This window comes from Pseudoalteromonas amylolytica, assembly GCF_001854605.1.
Lineage (GTDB): Bacteria > Pseudomonadota > Gammaproteobacteria > Enterobacterales > Alteromonadaceae > Pseudoalteromonas > Pseudoalteromonas amylolytica.
The window spans coordinates 196,185-216,465 of sequence record NZ_MKJU01000027.1 but is presented as its reverse complement, the minus strand read 5'-3'; the positions used below and the strand labels follow the sequence as shown (position 1 = coordinate 216,465).

Annotated in this window: 20 protein-coding genes; 4 read left to right on the top strand and 16 right to left on the bottom strand. The window is 43.8% G+C overall.

The window, feature by feature from the left end:
- Window positions 1-53: 53 nt before the first annotated feature.
- From BET10_RS13010 to BET10_RS12960, 11 genes are all read right to left on the bottom strand, one after another.
- Complete coding sequence (locus BET10_RS13010; protein ID WP_096348952.1) at window positions 54-740, bottom strand: hypothetical protein; 687 nt, start codon at window positions 738-740, stop codon at window positions 54-56.
- Between the two features lie 16 nt (window positions 741-756).
- Window positions 757-1,524, bottom strand: a complete 768-nt coding sequence (locus BET10_RS13005) for a hypothetical protein (protein WP_070986013.1) — start codon at window positions 1,522-1,524, stop codon at window positions 757-759.
- Window positions 1,514-1,861, bottom strand: a complete 348-nt coding sequence (locus tag BET10_RS13000) for a cupredoxin domain-containing protein (RefSeq protein WP_070986140.1) — start codon at window positions 1,859-1,861, stop codon at window positions 1,514-1,516. The genes BET10_RS13005 and BET10_RS13000 overlap by 11 nt, the downstream gene beginning before the upstream one ends.
- Window positions 1,858-3,207 carry an ATP-binding protein gene (locus tag BET10_RS12995; protein WP_083330539.1) on the bottom strand — a complete coding sequence of 450 codons (1,350 nt, stop codon included), beginning with the start codon at window positions 3,205-3,207 and terminating at the stop codon, window positions 1,858-1,860. The genes BET10_RS13000 and BET10_RS12995 overlap by 4 nt, the downstream gene beginning before the upstream one ends.
- Window positions 3,191-3,847 carry a response regulator gene (locus tag BET10_RS12990; protein WP_070986012.1) on the bottom strand — a complete coding sequence of 219 codons (657 nt, stop codon included), beginning with the start codon at window positions 3,845-3,847 and terminating at the stop codon, window positions 3,191-3,193. The genes BET10_RS12995 and BET10_RS12990 overlap by 17 nt, the downstream gene beginning before the upstream one ends.
- Complete coding sequence (locus tag BET10_RS12985) at window positions 3,844-4,497, bottom strand: tetratricopeptide repeat protein (protein WP_070986011.1); 654 nt, start codon at window positions 4,495-4,497, stop codon at window positions 3,844-3,846. The genes BET10_RS12990 and BET10_RS12985 overlap by 4 nt, the downstream gene beginning before the upstream one ends.
- A complete protein-coding gene (locus BET10_RS12980) occupies window positions 4,494-5,297 on the bottom strand; it encodes an SDR family oxidoreductase (RefSeq protein WP_070986010.1) in 804 nt (267 codons plus the stop codon). The genes BET10_RS12985 and BET10_RS12980 overlap by 4 nt, the downstream gene beginning before the upstream one ends.
- Entirely contained in the window at window positions 5,294-5,980 is a 687-nt protein-coding gene (locus BET10_RS12975; protein WP_070986009.1) for an iron-containing redox enzyme family protein, read from the bottom strand. Before BET10_RS12975 ends, BET10_RS12980 begins: the two co-directional genes overlap by 4 nt.
- A 12-nt stretch (window positions 5,981-5,992) precedes the next feature.
- Window positions 5,993-7,447, bottom strand: coding sequence for an AMP-binding protein (locus tag BET10_RS12970; protein ID WP_070986008.1), 1,455 nt, complete (start codon window positions 7,445-7,447; stop codon window positions 5,993-5,995).
- Window positions 7,444-8,088 carry a thermostable hemolysin gene (locus BET10_RS12965; protein WP_070986007.1) on the bottom strand — a complete coding sequence of 215 codons (645 nt, stop codon included), beginning with the start codon at window positions 8,086-8,088 and terminating at the stop codon, window positions 7,444-7,446. Before BET10_RS12965 ends, BET10_RS12970 begins: the two co-directional genes overlap by 4 nt.
- Window positions 8,089-8,213: 125 nt before the next feature.
- On the bottom strand, window positions 8,214-11,138 hold the full coding sequence (locus BET10_RS12960) for a bifunctional diguanylate cyclase/phosphodiesterase (protein WP_070986006.1): 2,925 nt from the start codon (window positions 11,136-11,138) through the stop codon (window positions 8,214-8,216).
- A gap of 173 nt (window positions 11,139-11,311) precedes the next feature.
- Here BET10_RS12960 and BET10_RS12955 point away from each other — a divergent pair, with 173 nt between their 5' ends.
- Both BET10_RS12955 and BET10_RS12950 read left to right on the top strand, forming a co-directional pair.
- Entirely contained in the window at window positions 11,312-11,929 is a 618-nt protein-coding gene (locus BET10_RS12955) for a chemotaxis protein (RefSeq protein ID WP_070986005.1), read from the top strand.
- Window positions 11,926-12,660 (top strand): oxygen-binding di-iron domain-containing protein, encoded by a 735-nt coding sequence (locus BET10_RS12950; RefSeq protein WP_070986004.1) that lies wholly within the window; start codon window positions 11,926-11,928, stop codon window positions 12,658-12,660. The genes BET10_RS12955 and BET10_RS12950 overlap by 4 nt, the downstream gene beginning before the upstream one ends.
- 66 nt (window positions 12,661-12,726) lie before the next feature.
- Here the strand turns inward: BET10_RS12950 and BET10_RS12945 are convergent, their stop codons facing one another.
- Window positions 12,727-13,074: a VOC family protein gene (locus BET10_RS12945; RefSeq protein ID WP_070986003.1), complete on the bottom strand. Its 348-nt coding sequence runs from the start codon at window positions 13,072-13,074 to the stop codon at window positions 12,727-12,729.
- 213 nt (window positions 13,075-13,287) lie between these two features.
- Between BET10_RS12945 and BET10_RS12940 the strand changes: the two genes are divergently transcribed.
- Complete coding sequence (locus BET10_RS12940; RefSeq protein WP_083330538.1) at window positions 13,288-14,481, top strand: cellulase family glycosylhydrolase; 1,194 nt, start codon at window positions 13,288-13,290, stop codon at window positions 14,479-14,481.
- A 53-nt stretch (window positions 14,482-14,534) separates the two neighbouring features.
- On the opposite strand, the gene BET10_RS12935 is transcribed toward BET10_RS12940, so the two are convergent.
- From BET10_RS12935 to BET10_RS12920, 4 genes are all read right to left on the bottom strand, one after another.
- Window positions 14,535-14,942, bottom strand: a complete 408-nt coding sequence (locus BET10_RS12935) for a type 2 periplasmic-binding domain-containing protein (RefSeq protein ID WP_070986002.1) — start codon at window positions 14,940-14,942, stop codon at window positions 14,535-14,537.
- A gap of 10 nt (window positions 14,943-14,952) precedes the next feature.
- Window positions 14,953-16,146 (bottom strand): porin, encoded by a 1,194-nt coding sequence (locus BET10_RS12930; RefSeq protein ID WP_070986001.1) that lies wholly within the window; start codon window positions 16,144-16,146, stop codon window positions 14,953-14,955.
- A 224-nt stretch (window positions 16,147-16,370) separates the two neighbouring features.
- Window positions 16,371-18,887 carry an ABC transporter permease gene (locus tag BET10_RS12925; RefSeq protein ID WP_070986000.1) on the bottom strand — a complete coding sequence of 839 codons (2,517 nt, stop codon included), beginning with the start codon at window positions 18,885-18,887 and terminating at the stop codon, window positions 16,371-16,373.
- Window positions 18,877-19,590, bottom strand: coding sequence for an ABC transporter ATP-binding protein (locus BET10_RS12920; RefSeq protein ID WP_070985999.1), 714 nt, complete (start codon window positions 19,588-19,590; stop codon window positions 18,877-18,879). Before BET10_RS12920 ends, BET10_RS12925 begins: the two co-directional genes overlap by 11 nt.
- On the opposite strand from BET10_RS12920, the gene BET10_RS12915 reads away from it, so the two are divergent.
- Window positions 19,589-20,218 (top strand): arylesterase, encoded by a 630-nt coding sequence (locus BET10_RS12915; protein WP_070985998.1) that lies wholly within the window; start codon window positions 19,589-19,591, stop codon window positions 20,216-20,218. The genes BET10_RS12920 and BET10_RS12915 overlap by 2 nt on opposite strands.
- Window positions 20,219-20,281: the final 63 nt, after the last annotated feature.

Sequence of the window (20,281 nt, the reverse complement as noted above, 5' to 3'; positions counted from 1 at the left end):
TTCGTAAACATGGCGCTACTCAATCAAAAAAGTCAATGGCCCTACTATAATTGCTAGAATTCAAATTCCAGAGCTAATCTAAAACTGTGATCTTTTCCACTATGCGCTACTTCGCTAGCAAAGCCGATTTCCCATTTTAGTTGGCGTTGTCCTGCAAACCGATATAACCCGATAACCGCAGGCCCTATTCCGACAAAGTCTTCCCCTGTATACACTTCAATAGCGGGTTGAAACGCGGGGTCGAAGCGATAACGTAACTGTGCCCTAAACTCACTTTCCCACTCATTCTTAATCGCCCGTCCCCATTCTCTTACAGCGAAAGCATTCATAGTTAGGCTGACTTTGCCAAATTCTTTTTCAAACAACACTCCTAGGGTTGCTTCATAAGCTGATACTTTATGGCGTTTTTCAAGTTCGAATAGCATCCCCCAATCGGCCCAATAGCGCCCTTGTTCAACCACCTGCCAGCGCGCCTCTAGCTCATAAGCGGCTAAATCAAAGTTATCATCTTGGTCACGCTCGCCTATCATATACCCTTCAACGGTCACAGTCTCAGCGATAGCCCAACCAAGTCCAGCCCGCTGCGCCAACTCATTGCGATCATCAGTTTGACGAGATAACAAACGCCACTCCACTTCTCTTTCAAATGGCAAGACATATGGGTGGTAAACTTTATCAACCACCATGCCATCGGCTCGCGCACTCACTGACATCAAACCAAGTGCACCGCACAACAACATTCTGATGAAAAGCGATTTAGTCATGCTCCAACTCCTTCACGACCTCTTGTGTGTTCACCTGAACACGCCAACATATCACTACTCCCATTAAGAGTAACGCCGATAAAAATGCGACTAGATTAGCCTGGCTGGGGGAGGCTTCGTACCCGAATAACGACTTTAAAATGCGTCCAACAATACCGTGCTCGTCTAGCCAAGCTCGTATATCAAAAGCAATTTTACTACTGGGTAACAGATCTATTTGTGCCGATAAATCAACGGCGTTTGCAATTTTACTAGCACTATGACAAGCCAATAAGGTCAGTACTAAAAACTGTAAATGATGTGTCCGTAGCCAAGCCAAAATAAAATACAGTAAGATGCAAAAACTCAAACAAATTCCCAGCCCAAGAATTGAACCAATCAATAAACCTTGCTTGGCATCTTGCCCCCAGTAACTGCCCAGATACATCACGAAATGACTCAGGTACAGCATGCTCGCTAAAGTAATCGCCACCAGCTTATAAGCACCTGATTTATAACTAGTAATAACACCAAGTACAGAGACATAAATGCCAACAAGCAGCACGATTTTACCGACCTCTAAACCTCGGTAGTCGAACCATTGACTGATTGAGCCCGCCGCAGCTAAAAATAAGGTAACTGCCACTGAGCTGTATAATACAGCTCTCCAAACAGAGATCCGAGATAACGAAGGCCCTATGTCACATTGCAATAACAGCACCCACAACAGTGCCATTGGCAAGAATTGATTTAAACTAATGATAACCGTGTTAAGGAGCATTTGAAGACTCCTTAACGATCACTTTACCCTGTGCGGTATTCGGTGAGAACTCACCAAAGAACCGATACTCACCCACGCTCAACGGGCCTATATAGATAGTACTTTTACGATGAGGAAATAGCACTTTTTCTCGGTTTAGGTCGAAACTATCAAACTCTTCCGCTGTGTCATCTTGATTGTCTATAATCAACCGCACTTTTTTACCCGCAGGAACTTCTACTTCGGCGGGCAAAAATAAATGATTTCTTAGCACAATATTTACCGAGTCAATCGCCTGTACTTTGCATGTAAAAAATAAGTAGAGTGTTACGCTAAGAGATACTAAGGTGCGCGTCACTTGCATAGATGCTCCTTCAAAAAGGTTACTCGTACTTTCAATCCTCCTAATTGGGCACGCTCTAGCTTAATTTGGGCCCCGTAAATTTCAGCAATTTGCTGAACTATCGCCATCCCCAGTCCGGCACCTTTTTCTCCTGATGGATGTTTGTCGCCTCCTACACGATAAAAGCGGTCAAAAATGCGCGCCATTTGTTTACTATCCATGCCGGGTCCAGAGTCTTCTACAATCCAACTAATTCCAGACCCTTGGGCGTCAATGGTAAGTTTTATTTTTCCACCCACAGGAGTGTACTTCACTGCGTTTCCAAGCAGATTCACAAACAAGGTTTTAAGTGTAAATTCACAGCCGAGTATAACCTGTGGCTTAGCATCCAAGCTTATTTGTAACTGTTTTTCGTCGATGCGTTGATAAAGTTGCGCCACAACTTCCTGACTCAGTTGTTCAAGGTCAACCGGATGAAAATTAACATGCCACCTATCAGGCTCAGTGCGCGCCAGTGTCAGCATTTGCTCCACAATATGGTTGAGCTGTTCAACTCCTTTTTGCATCGCCTGCAGGCTTGGATGATGTACCTCTTGCGCTAAGTTGTGAAGATTGATTTTTAAACTGCTAATCGGGGTTTTAAGTTCGTGAGCTGCGTCCGCTGCAAAAAAACGTTCACGCATATAAGCTTTCTCAACCTTGCCAAACAAGCTGTTTAATCGCTCTATCACGGGGGCTACTTCAGCATCTTCACTGGTAATAACCAACTTACTAAAGTCGCGTGCATTTCGTTCTTTTAGTTCGTGAGATAAAGTCGTTAAGGGCCGAAGCGCACGGTAGATGTACCAAGCAATAAACACAGCTAGTAACGGCATTGCCATCACCAATGGCGTCATCGCTGAGAGGATCAAACTTTCTGAAAGCAAATAACGTTTTTGAATAGGTTCTGCCAATAGTAAGCGCTTATCTTGCTTATGTAATACAAAAATTCTCAAGCGGGTGCCAGCAATATTCTCAGTCGCAAAACCAACTTCGTCCATAAGTGATACAGGCATTTTTGCAAGCAGCTTTGCCGTATAGACCAAGTGGTCTTGGCGCCACAACTGCCCGTATAAACTTTGTTGCTCAGGCCAATGTTCCGCGGGAGTCTCAATCAACACCTGTGCCATACTCATTAACTGCAAATCTAATTGTCGCTGCGCTTCTTCCATGCTCCTGTGATAACCATTTAGCAACGCCATAAACGCAGTCAAAATCACCATAGAGAGCAAAATCATGGTCAATCTGCGGCTAATAGATAGACGCCCCCTTCTTTGCGATGTCGCGATCGTTTGTATTTGTGAGCTATTTTGCAACGACATAACCGATGCCACGCAGCGTCTTGATAAAATCTTTTGGTAACTTTTTGCGCAAGTTATGGATGTGAACTTCAATAGCATTGGAACCGAGCTCTTCTCCCCACTGATATAGCTTACTTTCCAACTGATTTTTTGACAGTACTCTCCCTGCATTTTCCATCAGCGCTTTCAACAACATAAACTCTTTTCTCGGTAACGATATAGGAAGTGCATCAACACACACTTGATGAGCGGCCAAGTCCAATTGCACATTCTGACATTGCAAAATACTACTGCTTTGACTACCCAAACGCCTACTGATAACTCGCAGACGGGCAAATAGTTCTTTAGCCTCGAACGGTTTGGCTAAGTAATCATCAGCTCCTAAATCGAGCCCCCTGATTTTATCTTCTACGCTATCTCTGGCAGTTAAAATAAGCACTGCTAACTGATTTTTTTGTTTTTGTATGACCTTTAACAAATCCAAGCCATCACCGTCAGGCAGTCCTAAGTCGAGCACTACAAGTTCAATTTCCCCATTGTTGAGCATCTTATTAGCCTCATTGGCGGTGCCTGCATGCTCAACCGTATATCCTTCTTTTTGTAAGGAATGAACCAGGCCCTGAGCCAACAAGGCATCATCTTCAACCAGTAATAATCTCATCGTTTATGTGTTAACTTTTTCTCAACTTTGGCTATTAACATGTCTACTTCCTGTTGGCGATAAAAGTCAGCCTTTTCTCGGCCTTCACGAGCTGACGCTTGCTTCGCTAACTGTAGGTGTTTTAGCGCTTTTTTGTAGTTTTTCTCATGATAGAGAAATTCTGCATAGAAGTAATTAATATCTAGCCCAGATGGGTTTATTTTTAAAGCTCTATGAAATAACTTTTCCGCTTCTTTATCACTACCAAACCCAATTGGCCAGCCAGGAACTTTGCTGTATAAAGTGCCTAGACTCGTTAGCGCTGAGCCGCCCAGTGCAGATTCATCTATCGCAATAGCCGCTTCTAGTTCTGACTTTGCAGCTTTTGCTAACCCAAGGGCACCTAAACCACCTTTAACTCCAGCATAGCTTGATTGCACAATACCGTACCAAATATGGCTCTGTGCTTTCTTTGGATACTCCGCAACCAATGCTTGGCAGTCTTTCAGCAAAGCTTCAAATGCCTTTTCCTGTGCATCATCTTGCAATTCATAGTTCACGCTTGCCCAAGATTTTTGCACCATTGCTAACTGGTGATTAAAATCTGTTTTAGCAAACCCGCTGGCACTCACTAACAAAATTATTGCTAACACTATATAGATAGCTTTCATGAGGATGACTCCTTAGTATTGAATTGACCACGAATACAACGCGTGATGGTCTTTAGTTGCTTAATTATGGCGCTATCAACAAGCTCTGGTAGCAAACCATTGATTCTGACAAATGCTTTCTCAGGAAAGCCTACGACCCAGCGGCGCTTACGGCTATTGAGTAGTTGCATAAACTCTTTTGCGACACGTTCAGGAGAATCTACGTTGTTACCCAACTCTTTGTTCAACGAGCGCATATCATCATCGTTAAGGCTCGTATCTGTAGCTCGTGGGGCAAAATACTTCACGTTTACCCGACCATCGAGCTCTCTTGATAAGGCTTCACTAAAACCGCGTAAACCAAATTTACTAGCACAATAAATGCTTTGATATGGAAACCCGATGTAACCAAATGCCGATCCGACGTTGATGACTGTCCCTGAAGATTGACTAAGTTGCACCAAAAAGCTCTGGGTTAACAACATCGGAACGTGGAGGTTAAGCACTAACTGTTGCTGAATATCCTCGGGCGACATATCTGAAAATGCGCGTACCTTATTCCCTCCCGCACAATTAACCAGCAGGGCTACTCCACCCATTGTGAGCGCATGTAAAACCACTTTTCTATGGCTTTGAGGCTGTGCCAGATCAATTGCCAGATACTCATGTTGAGGCCCCAGTTGATGCCGCAATAAAGATAACTTTTCTTCATTTCGCCCTAATAGCAAGCAGCGCCAACCAGCGTTACTAAGCTGTCGTGCGATGGCTGCACCTATGCCACCCGAAGCGCCTGTGACAACTGCAAGTTTACTTTGTGTCATGAGTCGCTCTCTCTATTACTATCTAGCTGTGGCATAGCCGTTATGCTTCGGAAGACATCCCCATAGAGACGATAGAAGCATTTCGCGCTGTGAACGATAAGTGCTTGTTCTTCTTTGCATTCAATCCTATTCATTAACCCTTTGAAAAAATCAATGTGTTCAATATCGAGTGCACCGTGAGAGGTTAAATAGCTGAATGCGCGTTCAGGCAGGTTTAGCTGCTCACTAATGTTCTTAGCGGCTTTATCTGCCAATGCTATCGACGTACCTTCGAGCACATTAACCATGCCAAAAAAGCACAAAGGGTTGACGCGGTGGATACTGTCATAGGCATAACTGACCATCATTTCGGTTGCGAAACTTGGCATTGAATAGCGGATGGCTTCTTTGTCAAAACCACACGCTTCTAGATCGTTTAAGATCCATTCCTGATGCCCCATTTCCTCTTCAATGTAGTGACCAATAGCTTCTCGCAGCCATTCTTTTGATTCATCCAGTTTGCTACCACATGCCATCAGTAATGGTACGGTGTGTTTAACATGATGATATGCTTGTTGTAAAAACGAACCATACTGGCCCAACGTTACTTTTTGCGCGAGCACATCTGTTATGATAGGCGCCGCTAATAAATACTCACGTTCAGCTTGCGTGTGTACTTGTAGTTGTTCGAAAAAGTCACTCATTTCTTTGTCCTATTATTGAAGGTATAGACCGTTGATCACATCCGCATAAAAGTCGGCAATCGCTGCTCTTTTGGGCCGTATATTGTTGCTAAGTAACCCCTGTTCAATGCTCAGCGGCTTGCTAAGACGGTGCCAACGCAAAACCCGCGCATAATCGGGTAGGGATTGGTTGACCTTGATCAAATGCTGCTCAAATTGTTCATCTGAAATTGTCTGAGGCATCCACACCAAGGCACTCAAGAATGCTCTTGCTTCGCCACACACCACCACTTGTATTGGCCAAGACGTGTTTTGTAGTAAAGACTCAGGCCATTCAGGGCTGACATTGCGACCAAAACTATTGATGAGCACATGCTTTTTTCTCCCGATAATGCTCAGTGACGAGCCTAAATCGCGCTGCTCAATGGTTACAAGGTCGCCTGTGGCATACCAATGTGTTTCGTCATGAGGTTGCTCGTTGAGATAACCCAAAAACAGTGGCCCACGAATATATAATTCATTATCAATCGCTTTAAATTGAATATGCGCTAGGGGCTTACCAACACTACCGTCTTGCTCCACATCTGTGTTTAGACTCACCACCGAGCACGCTTCTGACAGCCCATATCCTTGGTGCACAGGTATGCCCAAAGCGCTGGCACGGTTAAGCATTTGACTAGACACTAATGCCCCTCCTACCGCTACAAACTGCAGTGATTTTGGTGGAAGCCAACCTTGCTCTGCAGCCAAAATCAAAATCTTTAATATTTCTGGCACTAGGACCAAACTATTTGGCTCGTACTGCGTAATCGCATTTAGAAGCAATTGATGATCAAAAACTTGGCTTCCTATGAATCCAAGTTCCTCAGCAGATAGAACCTTGACTTGTCCACCGCTGAGCAATGGCGCATAGATACCCGCTATGTTTTCTAGCAATACTCCAAGTGGTAATACACATAGATGTTTAGGTGCCGGTAAAGCGACACGTTCACATAAGCTACTGGCAACCGTAAATTGGCTACTCAAAGACAAGCAACACCCTTTAGGTTCTCCTGTAGAGCCCGATGTAAATGTAATTTTCTGGGTGTCAGGAAATAATTCCGTGGTTCGCAAGCCTTGCAGATCGTATACCCAAAGGGTTTGGCCAAAGATATTTAATGTTGTTAACATCGCCAAATTCGACTCTGCTTGATCACTAATCAGCCATTGAGCACCTGCCTTATGCATCGCAAATTCACACTGAGCGTGCGTAAAAAAAGTCGGTAGCGGGAGCGCTGCGCTGTCTGTCATAGTTAAGGCTAAATCTAGTACCACCCATGCGATGCTATTATCTAATCGAAATGCTACGCAGCTTAACTGCTGTGTACCAATGAGATCCGATATTTCAGTCGCTCGCGTAGTTAACTCTGCGCTAGTGATACTTTTTTCGCTGTCTAACAGCACAACCTGCTCTGGCGATTTTTGTAACTGCTCAACTAACATATTCATACACACAGCCCTTTTTTCAATTGTTCAGCTTCTCGTGCATAGAGATCAGCCAACTTGGAAAATAGCTTATTGTTTGCTACCACTTGTTGTGCGCTGCGCAAATCAACCACACATACTTTTGGGTCCGCTGCATAGTAACTGCCATAATCCAAAGCACTGGCTACGCATTCGCTCTGCGCCACACTGAGTTCACAAATGGGCACCTCACACCATGCCATTAAATTGCGTACCTGTAGTGTTCCAGTAAAAGCCAAATACTGTATGTCGGTATCTAAAAAAGCACGTGTGACAACAATGAAATGACCGAGCGTAGCGCTGCGATGAGTGGAATATAAGTTGCCGAGTTCAGCTATCTGAGCGCGTGTCTGGCATTGCGGTAAAAACCTTTCAATTGGCTGTTGTAAGTACTGTTCAACAAATAAATCTGCGTTTGCTGCAAGACGGAGCCCGAGCACACAATCCCCTTGTGATGTTGATAAGCGACTTAGCAAAGGATAAAAATCATGTAGGTTCGCTTGGTAAGCACTAGCAAACCCCGACTTCACTGTTTGCTCAAGCTCGTCTCGGCCAATTTGTCCCACTTTTGCCCATAGCAAAGCACTGGCAGAAATCGTTTGATTGTGAAGGGGTATCGCGCTCATAAGCAGTTCCTCTAACGGTGATGAACTGACTGTAGATCGCCAAAATTAAGTAAACCTTAAGCGTATTTAATTTTGTAAAAAAGTTTGTTTCATGAATGGGTGCCTGAGTGTGAGGTAGTCATGTACTACAGGAGAGTACGAGACTGAACGATAGAAACCCCAGCCTCAATAATAGAATCAATAGCACGTGCACTTTTAGGCTTTGAGAAGTAATAACCCTGCAACTGATGACACCCAGCATCAGCTAGTATGCGTGCCTGTTCAGCAGTTTCGACGCCTTCAGCAACACAGTTAACCTGTAAGCTTTGTGCCATGTGTACAATTACAATTGCCAGCTCTCCGCCATCAATGTTACCAGTTAGGTCAGAAACAAACTTTTGGTCGACCTTGATGGTATCAAAACTCAGGTGTTTTAAATAACTCAAGCTAGAATAACCCGTTCCAAAGTCGTCGATTGCCACACGGATACCATGGCTTTTAAGGTCCAATAATGTTTGTTTCATAGTGTCTAGGTTAGAAACTAATGAAGACTCAGTGATCTCTATTTCTACGTTTATAGGGGGGACATTAAAGCGCTTGAGTGAGCATAAAAAGATATCAATAAATTCGGGTTCAATTAATTGCAATACAGAAATATTGACACTTAAGGTCAGTGAAGGCATTTTTTCCAGCCATGAAGAAAAATCTCTGAACGCCTTTTGAAGTAACTGCTCACAAACCTTGCCAATAAGGTTTGCTTCTTCTGCTGTGGCAATAAATTGATGGGGTCCAGCTAACTCCCCATCATGATCCCACCTTGCTAACATTTCGAGCTTTTCTAGTAAAAAACTCTGCGCATTAACAACTGGCTGATAATAGGGAATGAATTCACTGTTTTTTATGCCTTTAGCAATCGCTGACTCTTGCTCTATTTTAAATTCAGCATCCTTATCAAGCTCGACGCTGTAAAACTGATAATTACTTCTGGCGACTTTCTTAGCGCGGTACATCGCAGTATCGGCATGTTTCATCAAAGCGTCTGCTGAGTCACCATCTTCCGGATAGATGGCAACACCAGCACTGACAGCCAGCTCAACCTGCACTGTATCTAGCTCATAACATCCCGAAACAGATTCAAGGATCTTTTCAACAACTTTACCCACCTGCGCTCTGCTGCGAACCGCATCAAGCAACAAAACAAACTCATCTCCCCCCATACGAGATACTGTGTCACAGCTACGGATACAATTAGTTAATCGCTTTGCCACTTTTTTTAGCAGCGAATCTCCCACTGCATGTCCCAAGGAGTCATTGATTTTTTTAAACTTATCCAAGTCAATAAAAACGACCGCAAAATTATGTTCTTCTCTTAGTGCTCGCCTGCAAAATTGCGACAAGCGGTCTTGCAACAATAATCGATTCGGTAAGCCAGTCAGCACGTCATGGTGGGCCAAATGACTCAATTTTCGTGACATAATGCGCGATTCCGTCACATCCTGAAATACCATTACAGCACCCACTATTTCTCCGTTTTTAAGGTAAATAGGAGAGATTGAATCTTGGATGGCGAACTCTAATTTTAAGTGATTCTTTACGCAAGTTAACTCAGGTAGCTCCATTAGCTTATTGTTCTTAATGCAGTAATCAGTCAACCCTCTGATAGGCTGCTTGGTATCTTCGTTGTACAGTGGCATCACTTCATCAAACGGCAAACCTTTTACTTCCCGAGTCAATTTTGCCAGTACCGCTTCAGCAACTGGGTTCATGTAAGTCACTTTGCTATTTACATCAGTGCATATCACTCCATCGCCAATCGAACTTAGTGTTACTTCTAACAGCTCCTTTTCCTGTTCTAAAACTTCTGCTAGTTCTATTTGCTCTGAAATATCTTGCAAGAAACATAACGTACATATTCCACTTGGTGTACCAAACAATTCAGCTTTTAAATTAACGGTTAAGATTTCCCCTTCACTTGAGAGTAATTGTAAATTGGACAGCACAAATTTACTCTCGACATCTAAAGCATGCTTGGTAAATGCTTGCTGACCTTGTGCGGTCATAAAATCAGTAAATGGCCTTCCACAAAGAAGCTCTTTAGGCTCCCCAATCGCGTCTGCAAACCCTTGACTAACCTCTTGAACTGTACCAGACGAATCTATTGTCAGGAGCATTTCAGGGCTAAGCTCAAATGTGTGTTTAAAGCTCTCATGCAATTGCGATAACTGAGCACTTGAGTGGGCGACAAGCTTCTTGTAGCGCCATACAAACAACGCAGTTACATAACCCACCGCAATAGAAGTGAATGCATAAAAGCCCGAGTCTAATAGCCCACTGTCCGCATTGATATAATGAAAGTTAAGGGCTGCACTTACCAGCCCCCCAACAGCAAAGCTACATAAATTCAACGCCTTGAAATCATAAAAAACCACTGACAATACAAACAGCGCCACCGTTGCGGCGCTAAACAAATGCCATGAAATGGCCGCAGTGGCCACCATTGAACTGATCACAACGACACAAAACATCACATGACGAAACTGATACACCGATTGTAGATATGCGTCACCTCTGCCCATAAAGGCTAAAACAAAGGGCGTTCCAACAAACAGTGCCAATGAAGTACCTACCACAGCGCTAAATAACACGGTTTGTGTCGCTATTGTGGTTTGATACAAAACCAAAGAAACGCCAATAGCACCAAAAAGCATCGCTGGGATAAATACATAGGTAAGAATACTCGTGACTATCCGCAAAATGGAATGCTGATGTGAATCAATATGATGGTAACGTTCCAGTAACTCGCAGATCACGATTACTGCTATCATGTTGATCACTATCAAGGATGTGCTGAGTAAATTGAGCGCGGAAAGATAGGCTAAAGCAGCCCCATTAATCATTGCGATACATGTACACACAGCAACACGTACGACTAACCGTTGATTGATAAGCGCCCCTATCAACCACAAACTCACACCACCTAACGAAATCACACCGAGCGCAGTTGGCGAATGAAATAAATACAATAAAACTGTCGCTAAATAACCCAAAACCCAAAATAACAGGTGTTTCATTTGTATAACCTAACCTTGGTTGACGTTGACGGGCTTGTGCTTAGTAAAAATATGAGTGAGATCTTGTGATTTATCAAGGTAAAGGCATGATACAAGCGGTTTTCGAGTGATTTATTGGGCGAAAGACTAAAATTTATCTATGCTCATAAAACCGTAACAGTTGAGTTTCACCCATGACCAAAAATGATGAAGCCGCCCAGGCTGTTAGAAATTTTGTACGAGTAGCAAACATAATCGCAAACTTAGATACTATTTTAACCGAAGCCAAGAATCTCTCTCTTACGGCAAAAAATGCGAGAGTTGTCGCACTCAGAGCCGGTGACTCTGCTTTTGGCTTTAAACCTATCACCAACTTTATCGACGAGTTTTCTGATCTCACCATCAAAACAACTAAACAAATATCACAACTATCCAGTCAGTTGTTTTCAATTGCCTTATCGGTGGTCAGGTGTAGTGATTTTCAACATCACTTAAATGCCTGCGCAAAGCACTCTCAAAGTAAAGCAATTAACCACCTACAGCGAGGAATAAATCGGGAGCTTATGCAAACCATCAAACAGCTGGAGTCGGTAATTGACCACCTAGAAAGCTACTTTGAGGATATTAAAAAGCAAATGCGCAGTGCCGAGTATATTGCCGTCACAAGCCGTGTGGAAGCATCCAATGCCGGAGAGTTTAGTGAGAGCTTACAGTCAGTATCTGACTTTATCACGGGGGCAGCAAAGAAAATAAAATCAGCTATTCATAATAATTTAAAAGAAATTAACCAGTTAAAAGGAGCATTACGTTGAAAGCAACCGAAATCTACAGCAGCGCTACACATATTTGGCTGGTACTTGGTAGAGACTCAAACAAACCAAATAATATCATCGACACCAATCAGTATTTAATAAAAAGCGCTAACGAAGCAATCATTTTAGATCCAGGTGGCATCGAGCTATTCTCACCCATGCTCGCAAGCATACTCAAACATGTTTCTTTGGAGCAAGTCACAACCTTGTTTGCGTCGCATCAAGATCCAGACATTATTTCATCGCTAGGACTTTGGGATAAAGCTTTACCACAAGCGACGCTTCATGCCCCTTGGCTATGGGAGGGCTTTATTCGCCATTTCGGTATGGACAATATCAGCTATCAGCCAATTAAAGACGAAGGTGGTGAAATAAAAATTGGTAAAACCACACTGCGATTTGTACCCGCCCATTACTTACATTCTTCCGGCAACTTTAATGTTTACGACCCGACCGCAAAAATATTAATGAGCGGTGACATTGGTGCAGCTCTTGAAAAGGGTGAGCCGCCCATGTTTGTCGAAGACTTTGCGAGCCATGTTAAACATATGGAGTATTTTCATCGTCGCTGGATGCCATCAAACCGTGCGAAAGAAAATTGGATAGCCCGCGTTAAAGAACTGGAAATCGATATCATGGCACCGCAACATGGCCGTATTTTCAAAGGAGAGACGGTACAAGAATTTTTAGAGTGGTTTTCACGCTTGGATGTTGGTTGCGCGTGTAAATAACCTCAGTTGCACATAAACGAATTTGCGGCTGAGGTTAAATAAATCACACTTGCGCTGTGTAAGTTACTAGCAATCAGACCACACAGCTAACTCATTCCCACTGGGCTCAATAAAGTGGAATCTACGCCCCCCAGGGAAGCTGAATATATCCTTACTGATAGAACCACCGGCTTGTTGCACAAGCTCCAGTGTTTGTTCAAGCTGGTTACTGTAGATAACCACCAGCACACTGCCACTGGCGACACTTGCCGATAGTTCAGCCCGATAAAAGCCACCTTCAAGCCCAGAATTACTGAACGCAATGTAATCTGGCCCATAATGTTCGAATAACCAACCAAAAGTGCGACTAAAAAACTGCTCCGTTGCAGCTAAATCGTGAGCAGCAAACTCCACATAATTTATATGATGTTGCATATTCCTCTCCTTGTTTCGACGTATCATGAATTAAGAGCATTTCAGTATAGCTCCACTCCCGCAAATTCTTTCATGATTACTATGTGATTCAATACATTAGTATAACTCTCGGAGGAAGACTTGTTCCTGCATTAGACCAAAGTATATTGGTTAAAAATAGCACAGCACCGTACCTTTTAACGTGATACAACATGTTAACAATAGGAGATCGTCATGATCAAGAAGATACTTAGTCTTATCACTTATATATATTTATCATTTTTTAATTCATATGGTTACGCTAATAATTGTAATGGCATCAACGAATACCCTAACTGGACACAAAGTAATTGGGCTGGTATTTACGACCATGCTATTAGTGGTGATAAGATGCACCACTTAGGTACACTTTATCGTGCTAAATGGTGGACCAACTCCAAACCTGGCAGTAGCAGTGCTTGGGAAACGCTCGGCGCGTGTCAAAGCACACCACCTGTTAGTGAAGGGCCCTTTAGCCGTCACGGTAAATTAAGTGTATGTGGCACTAAGCTGTGTGACAAAAACAATACACCAGTACAACTTAAGGGTATGAGCAGCCATGGCCTGCAATGGTATGGCTTGAATAAGTGCTTAACTGCAAAGTCACTTCAGGTACTAGCTCAGGATTGGCAAGCAGACATCATACGCCTGAGCCTCTACGTCCAAGAGGGGGGATATGAAACCAACCCTCAAGCATTTACCAATCAGGTGAATGAATTGATTGCCATGGCCAGCGATTTAGACATGTACGTACTGGTTGACTGGCATCAACTGAACCCAGGAGACCCGAATTTCAACCTCGCCAATGCCAAACAATTTTTTAGCGATATCGTTAGCGCAAACAAGGCAAGAGACAATGTCATTTATGATATCGCCAACGAGCCCAACGGCGTCAACTGGCAACGTATTTATGACTACGCCGTTGAGTTAATACCCGTCATTCGCGAAATTGACCCTAACGCGGTAGTGCTTGTCGGCACTCATGGCTGGTCTACATTCGGTGCATCCGATGGAGGTTCATTCAACGACGTATTGCTACAGCCGCTGCCATTTGAAAACATCATGTACACTTTTCACTTTTATGCTGCATCGCACTTAGACTATCACCGTGACATGCTGGATAAAGCATCTGATGTTTTGCCCGTATTTGTCACCGAGTGGGGCACCCAGAATTATAAAGGAGAGGGTGACAATGACTTTGTTAGCGCTCAAGCCTATCTTGATCTGATGGCCCGCAAGCATATTAGCTGGACGAACTGGAACTATTCAGATGATTGGCGCTCTGGAGCCGTATTTAAAGTAGGTTCATGTGCACAGGAACTTTATGGTGACGAGCAATTAAAAGAGGCGGGTGTGTGGCTAAAAGCGCAAATAAAGCAGGGACACTAGGCGGTTAAGAGTACAGGCTAGCAGCTATTAGCTGTTAGCCTGTGTTCACTGCGTTAAAATTTACCAACGACTTTTACCGCCGAGGTAACCTTGGCACTATCAACATAGCCAATGGCATCACTGTTTTGCGCAACAAAATCCAGCACTGCCTGCTCGTTATCAAGCCCTTCGGGCGGTGTGCCCTTGCCCGTAAAAATCAATTTTGACCAATAGGCTTTATATTGACTGCTTGATTTACCAAGTACATTGCTGGTGAACTCATCGACAACACTTCCGCTACTTAATCCCACTGCCTGTACCTTGGTTCCATCACTAAATGATTTGGCTTTGCCTAGGTAGATTTTGGCGATACTGTCTTTATCAAGTGCATTGCCGTTGCTAGGGTGCACAATCACTGAAATCTCGGCAGCACAATGAGCACTTGCAGCCAGCAATACACAAGTTGCAATAGTTTTTTTCATATTTGCCTCCCTAGAACACCAAGTCAATTGCAACCGCGATAACATCGTTATCTTGATTTGTCACGTCATTATCCAAGCGACTCCAGTCAATTTTAAATGCAGCCGAAGGATGAAAATCATAACGAGCCCCCAAGGTCACCGTGTTGGTGTTGACACGAGTTGCATTCAACGCGCCATTCATAAGGTCTCGGATAAGTGGGGCATTTGGGTTACTTGGATCCGTCGAAACGGGTACTACAGCGCCATTTGCAAGCGTGATTGTCGTTGGCACTTGGTTAAAGCGGCCATTTGGGTGCTTATCATCGTTTTCTTCATAAGTAACGTGTAGCGTCCAATCATCAAGTCGATAACCTGCAGACACATAATATTGCGATTGCTCTGGCAACAAACTATTGTCTACTTCAACTTCTGTATACTCACCATCGAGTAGGAAGTTGTTGTAATCAATAGCAAAACCTAGCCCTAAGAACGAACCATCGTCTTTATCCACCACCAGTTGGCTGAGCTGTTCTTGTAAACCATAATTTTGCAACGCACCAGACAAAGCGACCAATGGCGCAGAGTTATTTAGACTGATGCTCGTCTCAGCAACCACATAGGATGCACGTAACGTTAGCCAGTCTTTAGACATGGTCCAATTAAAGCCAGTAATGTCATTGAGGGTCGCGTCATCACTGTCTGTGATAGCGTTGGCCTTCCCCTCATAGCGCCCATATACAAATTGCAGCGATGAATCCCACTGCCCCAGCTGTGATGTGTAGAGCAAACTCATCCCCGTAGGTGTGGTTGATGCGAAACTATAGACCGATGTGGGTGGGCGAACCCAACGATACGCATAGCCTACTTCTATAAAATCAGAGTATCTAAACAAGGGTAAACGCATTTTACCCGCACTCAGGCGTAGGTGCTCATTAATATCGTATGATATATATGCCCACTCAAATTCAGCATCGTAATCCTCATGGCCTCGGGCCACGATTTGTGCAGTGGCGCTAATTCCGTCCCCTAAATCGGACGAAACTTGCAGTGCAAACATGCTCTCGTTACTGAATGAAATTTCATCTTCGTAGCCGAATACGCTCATGTTATCGTCGGTGGTAGACCCTGCAACTATTGAAGCAAAGCCATTGATGCGCAGGTCTGCGCCGTATGCGGTACCGTTTATAGCACAACATAAAGCGACAGCTAATAATCGTTTTTTCATCGTGTCATCCCAATTGATAAGTTGTTAAACATCAATATCTTCATGAGTATAGAAGCGAATTTTGCTTTTACCTTAATTTACTCAGCTAAGTACGCTAAAAAACGAATATTTTTTAATATGTTATCAAAACAGGTATATGAAAATATGTAACTTCACATACTAAAAAGCCTTCACAGCTGTGAAGGCTTTTTTGGCTAACATTAAGAGCAATATTGCTTGAACCGTCAGGCGATTTTTCGAAGTAGCCCTTGGGTATTTTGCCGCATTGTTTTGGCAACCATAAAATAACCAATAACGGATACAAATCCAGCGCCGCTCAGCGGACCCAGAAGCCAAATGTAAGGGTGCATTTTGCCAGCTACATCAAACAATTGCTGCTGTATAATCAACAGCGCAATATCGCTAACGATAGCCGCGACAAGCCCTGCAATTGCGCCTAATAGCAAGAATTCATACAAAGTCGCCAATTTTATCAATTTTCCTTTCGCACCCAAAGTGCGCAAAATAACGACTTCTTGCATTCGTTCTGCAAGGCTTGCCTGAACTTGAGAAACCAATACCAATGCTCCACTTATCAACACAATCGCAAGTACAAACCCAATCGCCAAAGATACTTGAGCAATAATCGACTGAGCCTGTTCAAGACGGCTTTTTATGTCAATCATGCTGATCGTCGGATATTGCTGGAGCATACTGCTGATGGCTTTAGTATGCTTATCTTCGAGCTTAGCAGCACTAAAATAGGTGACTGGTATCTGGCCTGCCATATTTGGGCTTAAGATCATCACAAAATTTGGTTTAAGACTTCCCCAGTCCACACTTCTAAAGCTAGTGACAACAGCTTCAAAACGCTGCTCATTAACCAAAAAGCCAACTGTGTCACCGAGCTCCAAATCGAGCTGCTCTTTCCAACCTTCAAACACAGACACTTCAATACGGCCATCTACTGTATTGTTGCTAAACCATTCACCTTCAGTAATTTCATTGCCTTGTGGTAGCTGCGATAGCCAAGTAAGATTCGGCTCGCGATTGACGCCACGGCGTTCGTTTTCATCTTTTTGCTCTTGTTCTCCCTCTTGCTGAGAAACCCTACGCTCCAACTCTTCACCATTTATTGAGTCAACTCGCGCATTAAACACTGGATAAAAGTCTTCATGGGTGATGTTGTGTTGCTCGAAAAATGATGTCAGTGGCTGAACTTCGTCCTGCGCAATATTGATGAGGAACATGTTTGGCGCGTCCTCAGGCACTTGCATCTGCCAGTCTGAGATCATGTCATTTTTAAGCACCACCAAGAAAAGCATTAGTTTGATTGCTAAAGCAAAACTAATTAGCTGTATGGCATTAGCGTTGGCGCGCTTTTGTAGCGTTGCTATCGCTAAAGACCAGCTAGAACCGGGACTCAAACCTAGCTTCCTACCCGCACTAAAAATGAGTCGAGACAAAGCAAACAGCACCGCTATGACCAGTAATGTTGATCCAAACAGGATTAGCGTTGTAACCAACTGCGCGCTAAACATCCACATTAGCAAGAAAATCGTCACCAAAGACAGGCCAACATGCAAACGACTTAACGTCAGCTGATCACCAAGATTGCGCCTTAATACTCGCAATGGTGGAATGTCGAATAAATCTAGTAGTGGCTTAAGCGAAAACATCAGTGCGCACACAATGCCAATAAAGATAGATATCAGCCAAGGTCTAAAGCCCGCTGCAGGTAATTCTGCGTCCATAAATTTAGCTAGATAATCAGCGCCAATATGCTGTAAAACAAAGCCAATTAGCAAACCAACCAAAATAGAAAAGCCAGTGACTAAGCTCAAATGCAGTAAGAAAATATTGCGAATAACCGAACGACTGCCCCCCAACGTCTTCATCATAGCAACAGGGTCATACTGGCGCTCACAATAACGCTTCGCTGAGACAGCCATCGCCACCGCTGCCAGCATGATACCAAACAGCCCCGCTAGCAATAAAAACCGCTCAGCGCGCATGAGGTTGTCTCCCAATGGAGATTGCCTATCTTTAACACCTTGCCACGTTTGGTTCGCCTTCATTTGCGGTTTCAACCATGTATAAAACTCACTCAACAGCTGCTCTTCACCTGCAAACAGCAAACGATGAAATACGCGACTACCAGGCTGCACAGCACCAGTGGCGGCTATGTCCTCATAATTGAGCAACACACGGCGATTACCCGCCAATGAAAAGAAGGGTGCATCCGGTTCGCTAACCAATACTTTGCCAACGATAAAATTGCCAGCCCCGAGCTCCACGCTGTCACCCACTTTTAGTCCCAAGCTATAAAACAGCCCTTCGCTTAACCACAACTGCCCTACCTCTGGCGCGCCACGAATCTCGTACGGCTGTCCATCCAAGCTGTCTTTCAGTGTTACCTCTCCGCGCAAAGGATATGTGTTGGACACCGCTTTGACTGAGCCTAGAACCAGTTCGTCATTGGCAAATAGCATAGAATCAAAATATATCATCTTTGCGGTTTGCAGCCCAAGCGCTTTACCGTGTTCTAAAATTTCAGGGCTGATGGCATGATTGCTCGATAAACGGCGATCTGCGGCGATAAAGTCACTGGTTTTTTGCTCTATATTCAAACCGATACGTTCAGTCACCGAAGACAAGCTGAACACCGTCAACACAGCAAGTGCGATCGCTGCGAAAATAATCGACAGCTCACCCCGTTGAAACTCTCTTGAAAATAGTTTTAATGCTAATTTAACCCACATTGGCAGCCTCTCCTTCACGAATCGTTTCGAGTTTTCCGCCCTCAATATGGATGATTCGGTCGCATTGATGAGCAAGCTGTTCATCATGGGTTACCAGTACCAAAGTGGTGCCATTTTGTTTGTTTAAATCAAACAGAAGTTTTTCTATCATGTGGCCATTTTTGCTGTCGAGGTTAGCTGAGGGTTCGTCCGCAAACAAAATCTTAGGCGTGCCAATAAATGCACGAGCGATAGCCACTCGCTGCTGCTCCCCGCCTGATAGCTGAGAAGGATAGTGCTCTAAGCGATGAGACAAACCTACTTTTTCTAACAAGTCGATGGCTTGCTGTTTGGCATTTTTGTCACCTGCAAGCTCAGCTGGTAACATTACATTCTCAAGTGCCGTTAAGCTTTGTACCAGCATAAATGACTGAAATACGAAACCGACTTTCTCAGCTCGTAACTGAGCACGTTGCTCTTCGTCCATCTCCCCTAACGGCTCAGAATCTAAGATAATTTCACCTTGCGTCGCGACATCTAGACCAGCCAACAAACTCAATAATGTTGACTTACCTGACCCTGAAGCGCCCACAATCGCAACTGACTCCCCCGACTTGACAGCAAAATTGATATCACTGAGGATAGTGAGCTCGCCCTCAAAGGTGTTTACACGCTTGGTAAGCCCCGAGACATTAATAATATTTAACTGAGAAAATACTGACATGACACGTTTTTTCCTAAAGTTCTTTGTAGTTTTCTTGCTGACTGTGCAACCGTTCAGCAGCTTCGCAAAAGATAAAATTATGATAATTGGTGATAGCTTAAGCGCAGGCTACGGACTTGAACAAGCACAAGCTTGGGTTAATTTGTTACAAAATAAATACGTTGCTCAGAAAAAACCGATCGAAATTATTAATACGGCGATTAGCGGACAAACCACAGACAACGCGCTACTTAAGATTGACGCTTGGCTGGCAGCACATCAACCGAGTCACGTACTCATAGAGCTGGGCGGTAATGATGGTATTCGTGGCTTTCCAATAAAGTTATTGCAAAAACACCTAAAAGAATTAGTCACAAAAAGTCAGCAAGCGGGCGCGCATGTGGCGTTAATGGAAATTCAGATCCCGCCTAATTTAGGACCTAGATACACCACGATGTTCACCGACAGTTACAAAAAGGTAGCTGACAGCACAGACGCATACTTGATGCCCTATTTTATGGAACCTGTGGCCGTAGATCCAACGCTGATGCAGGATGATAACTTGCACCCTAACGCAAAAGCTCAACCCATTATCAGAGACTTTATGGACAAGGAAATCACTGCTTGGCTGAAGCACACCAAGAAATAGCTAAGGAAGTAAAGAAAATTGTTAGGTGTCTAGCTCTGGTCGCTAAAAGCTGACTGTTCGCCA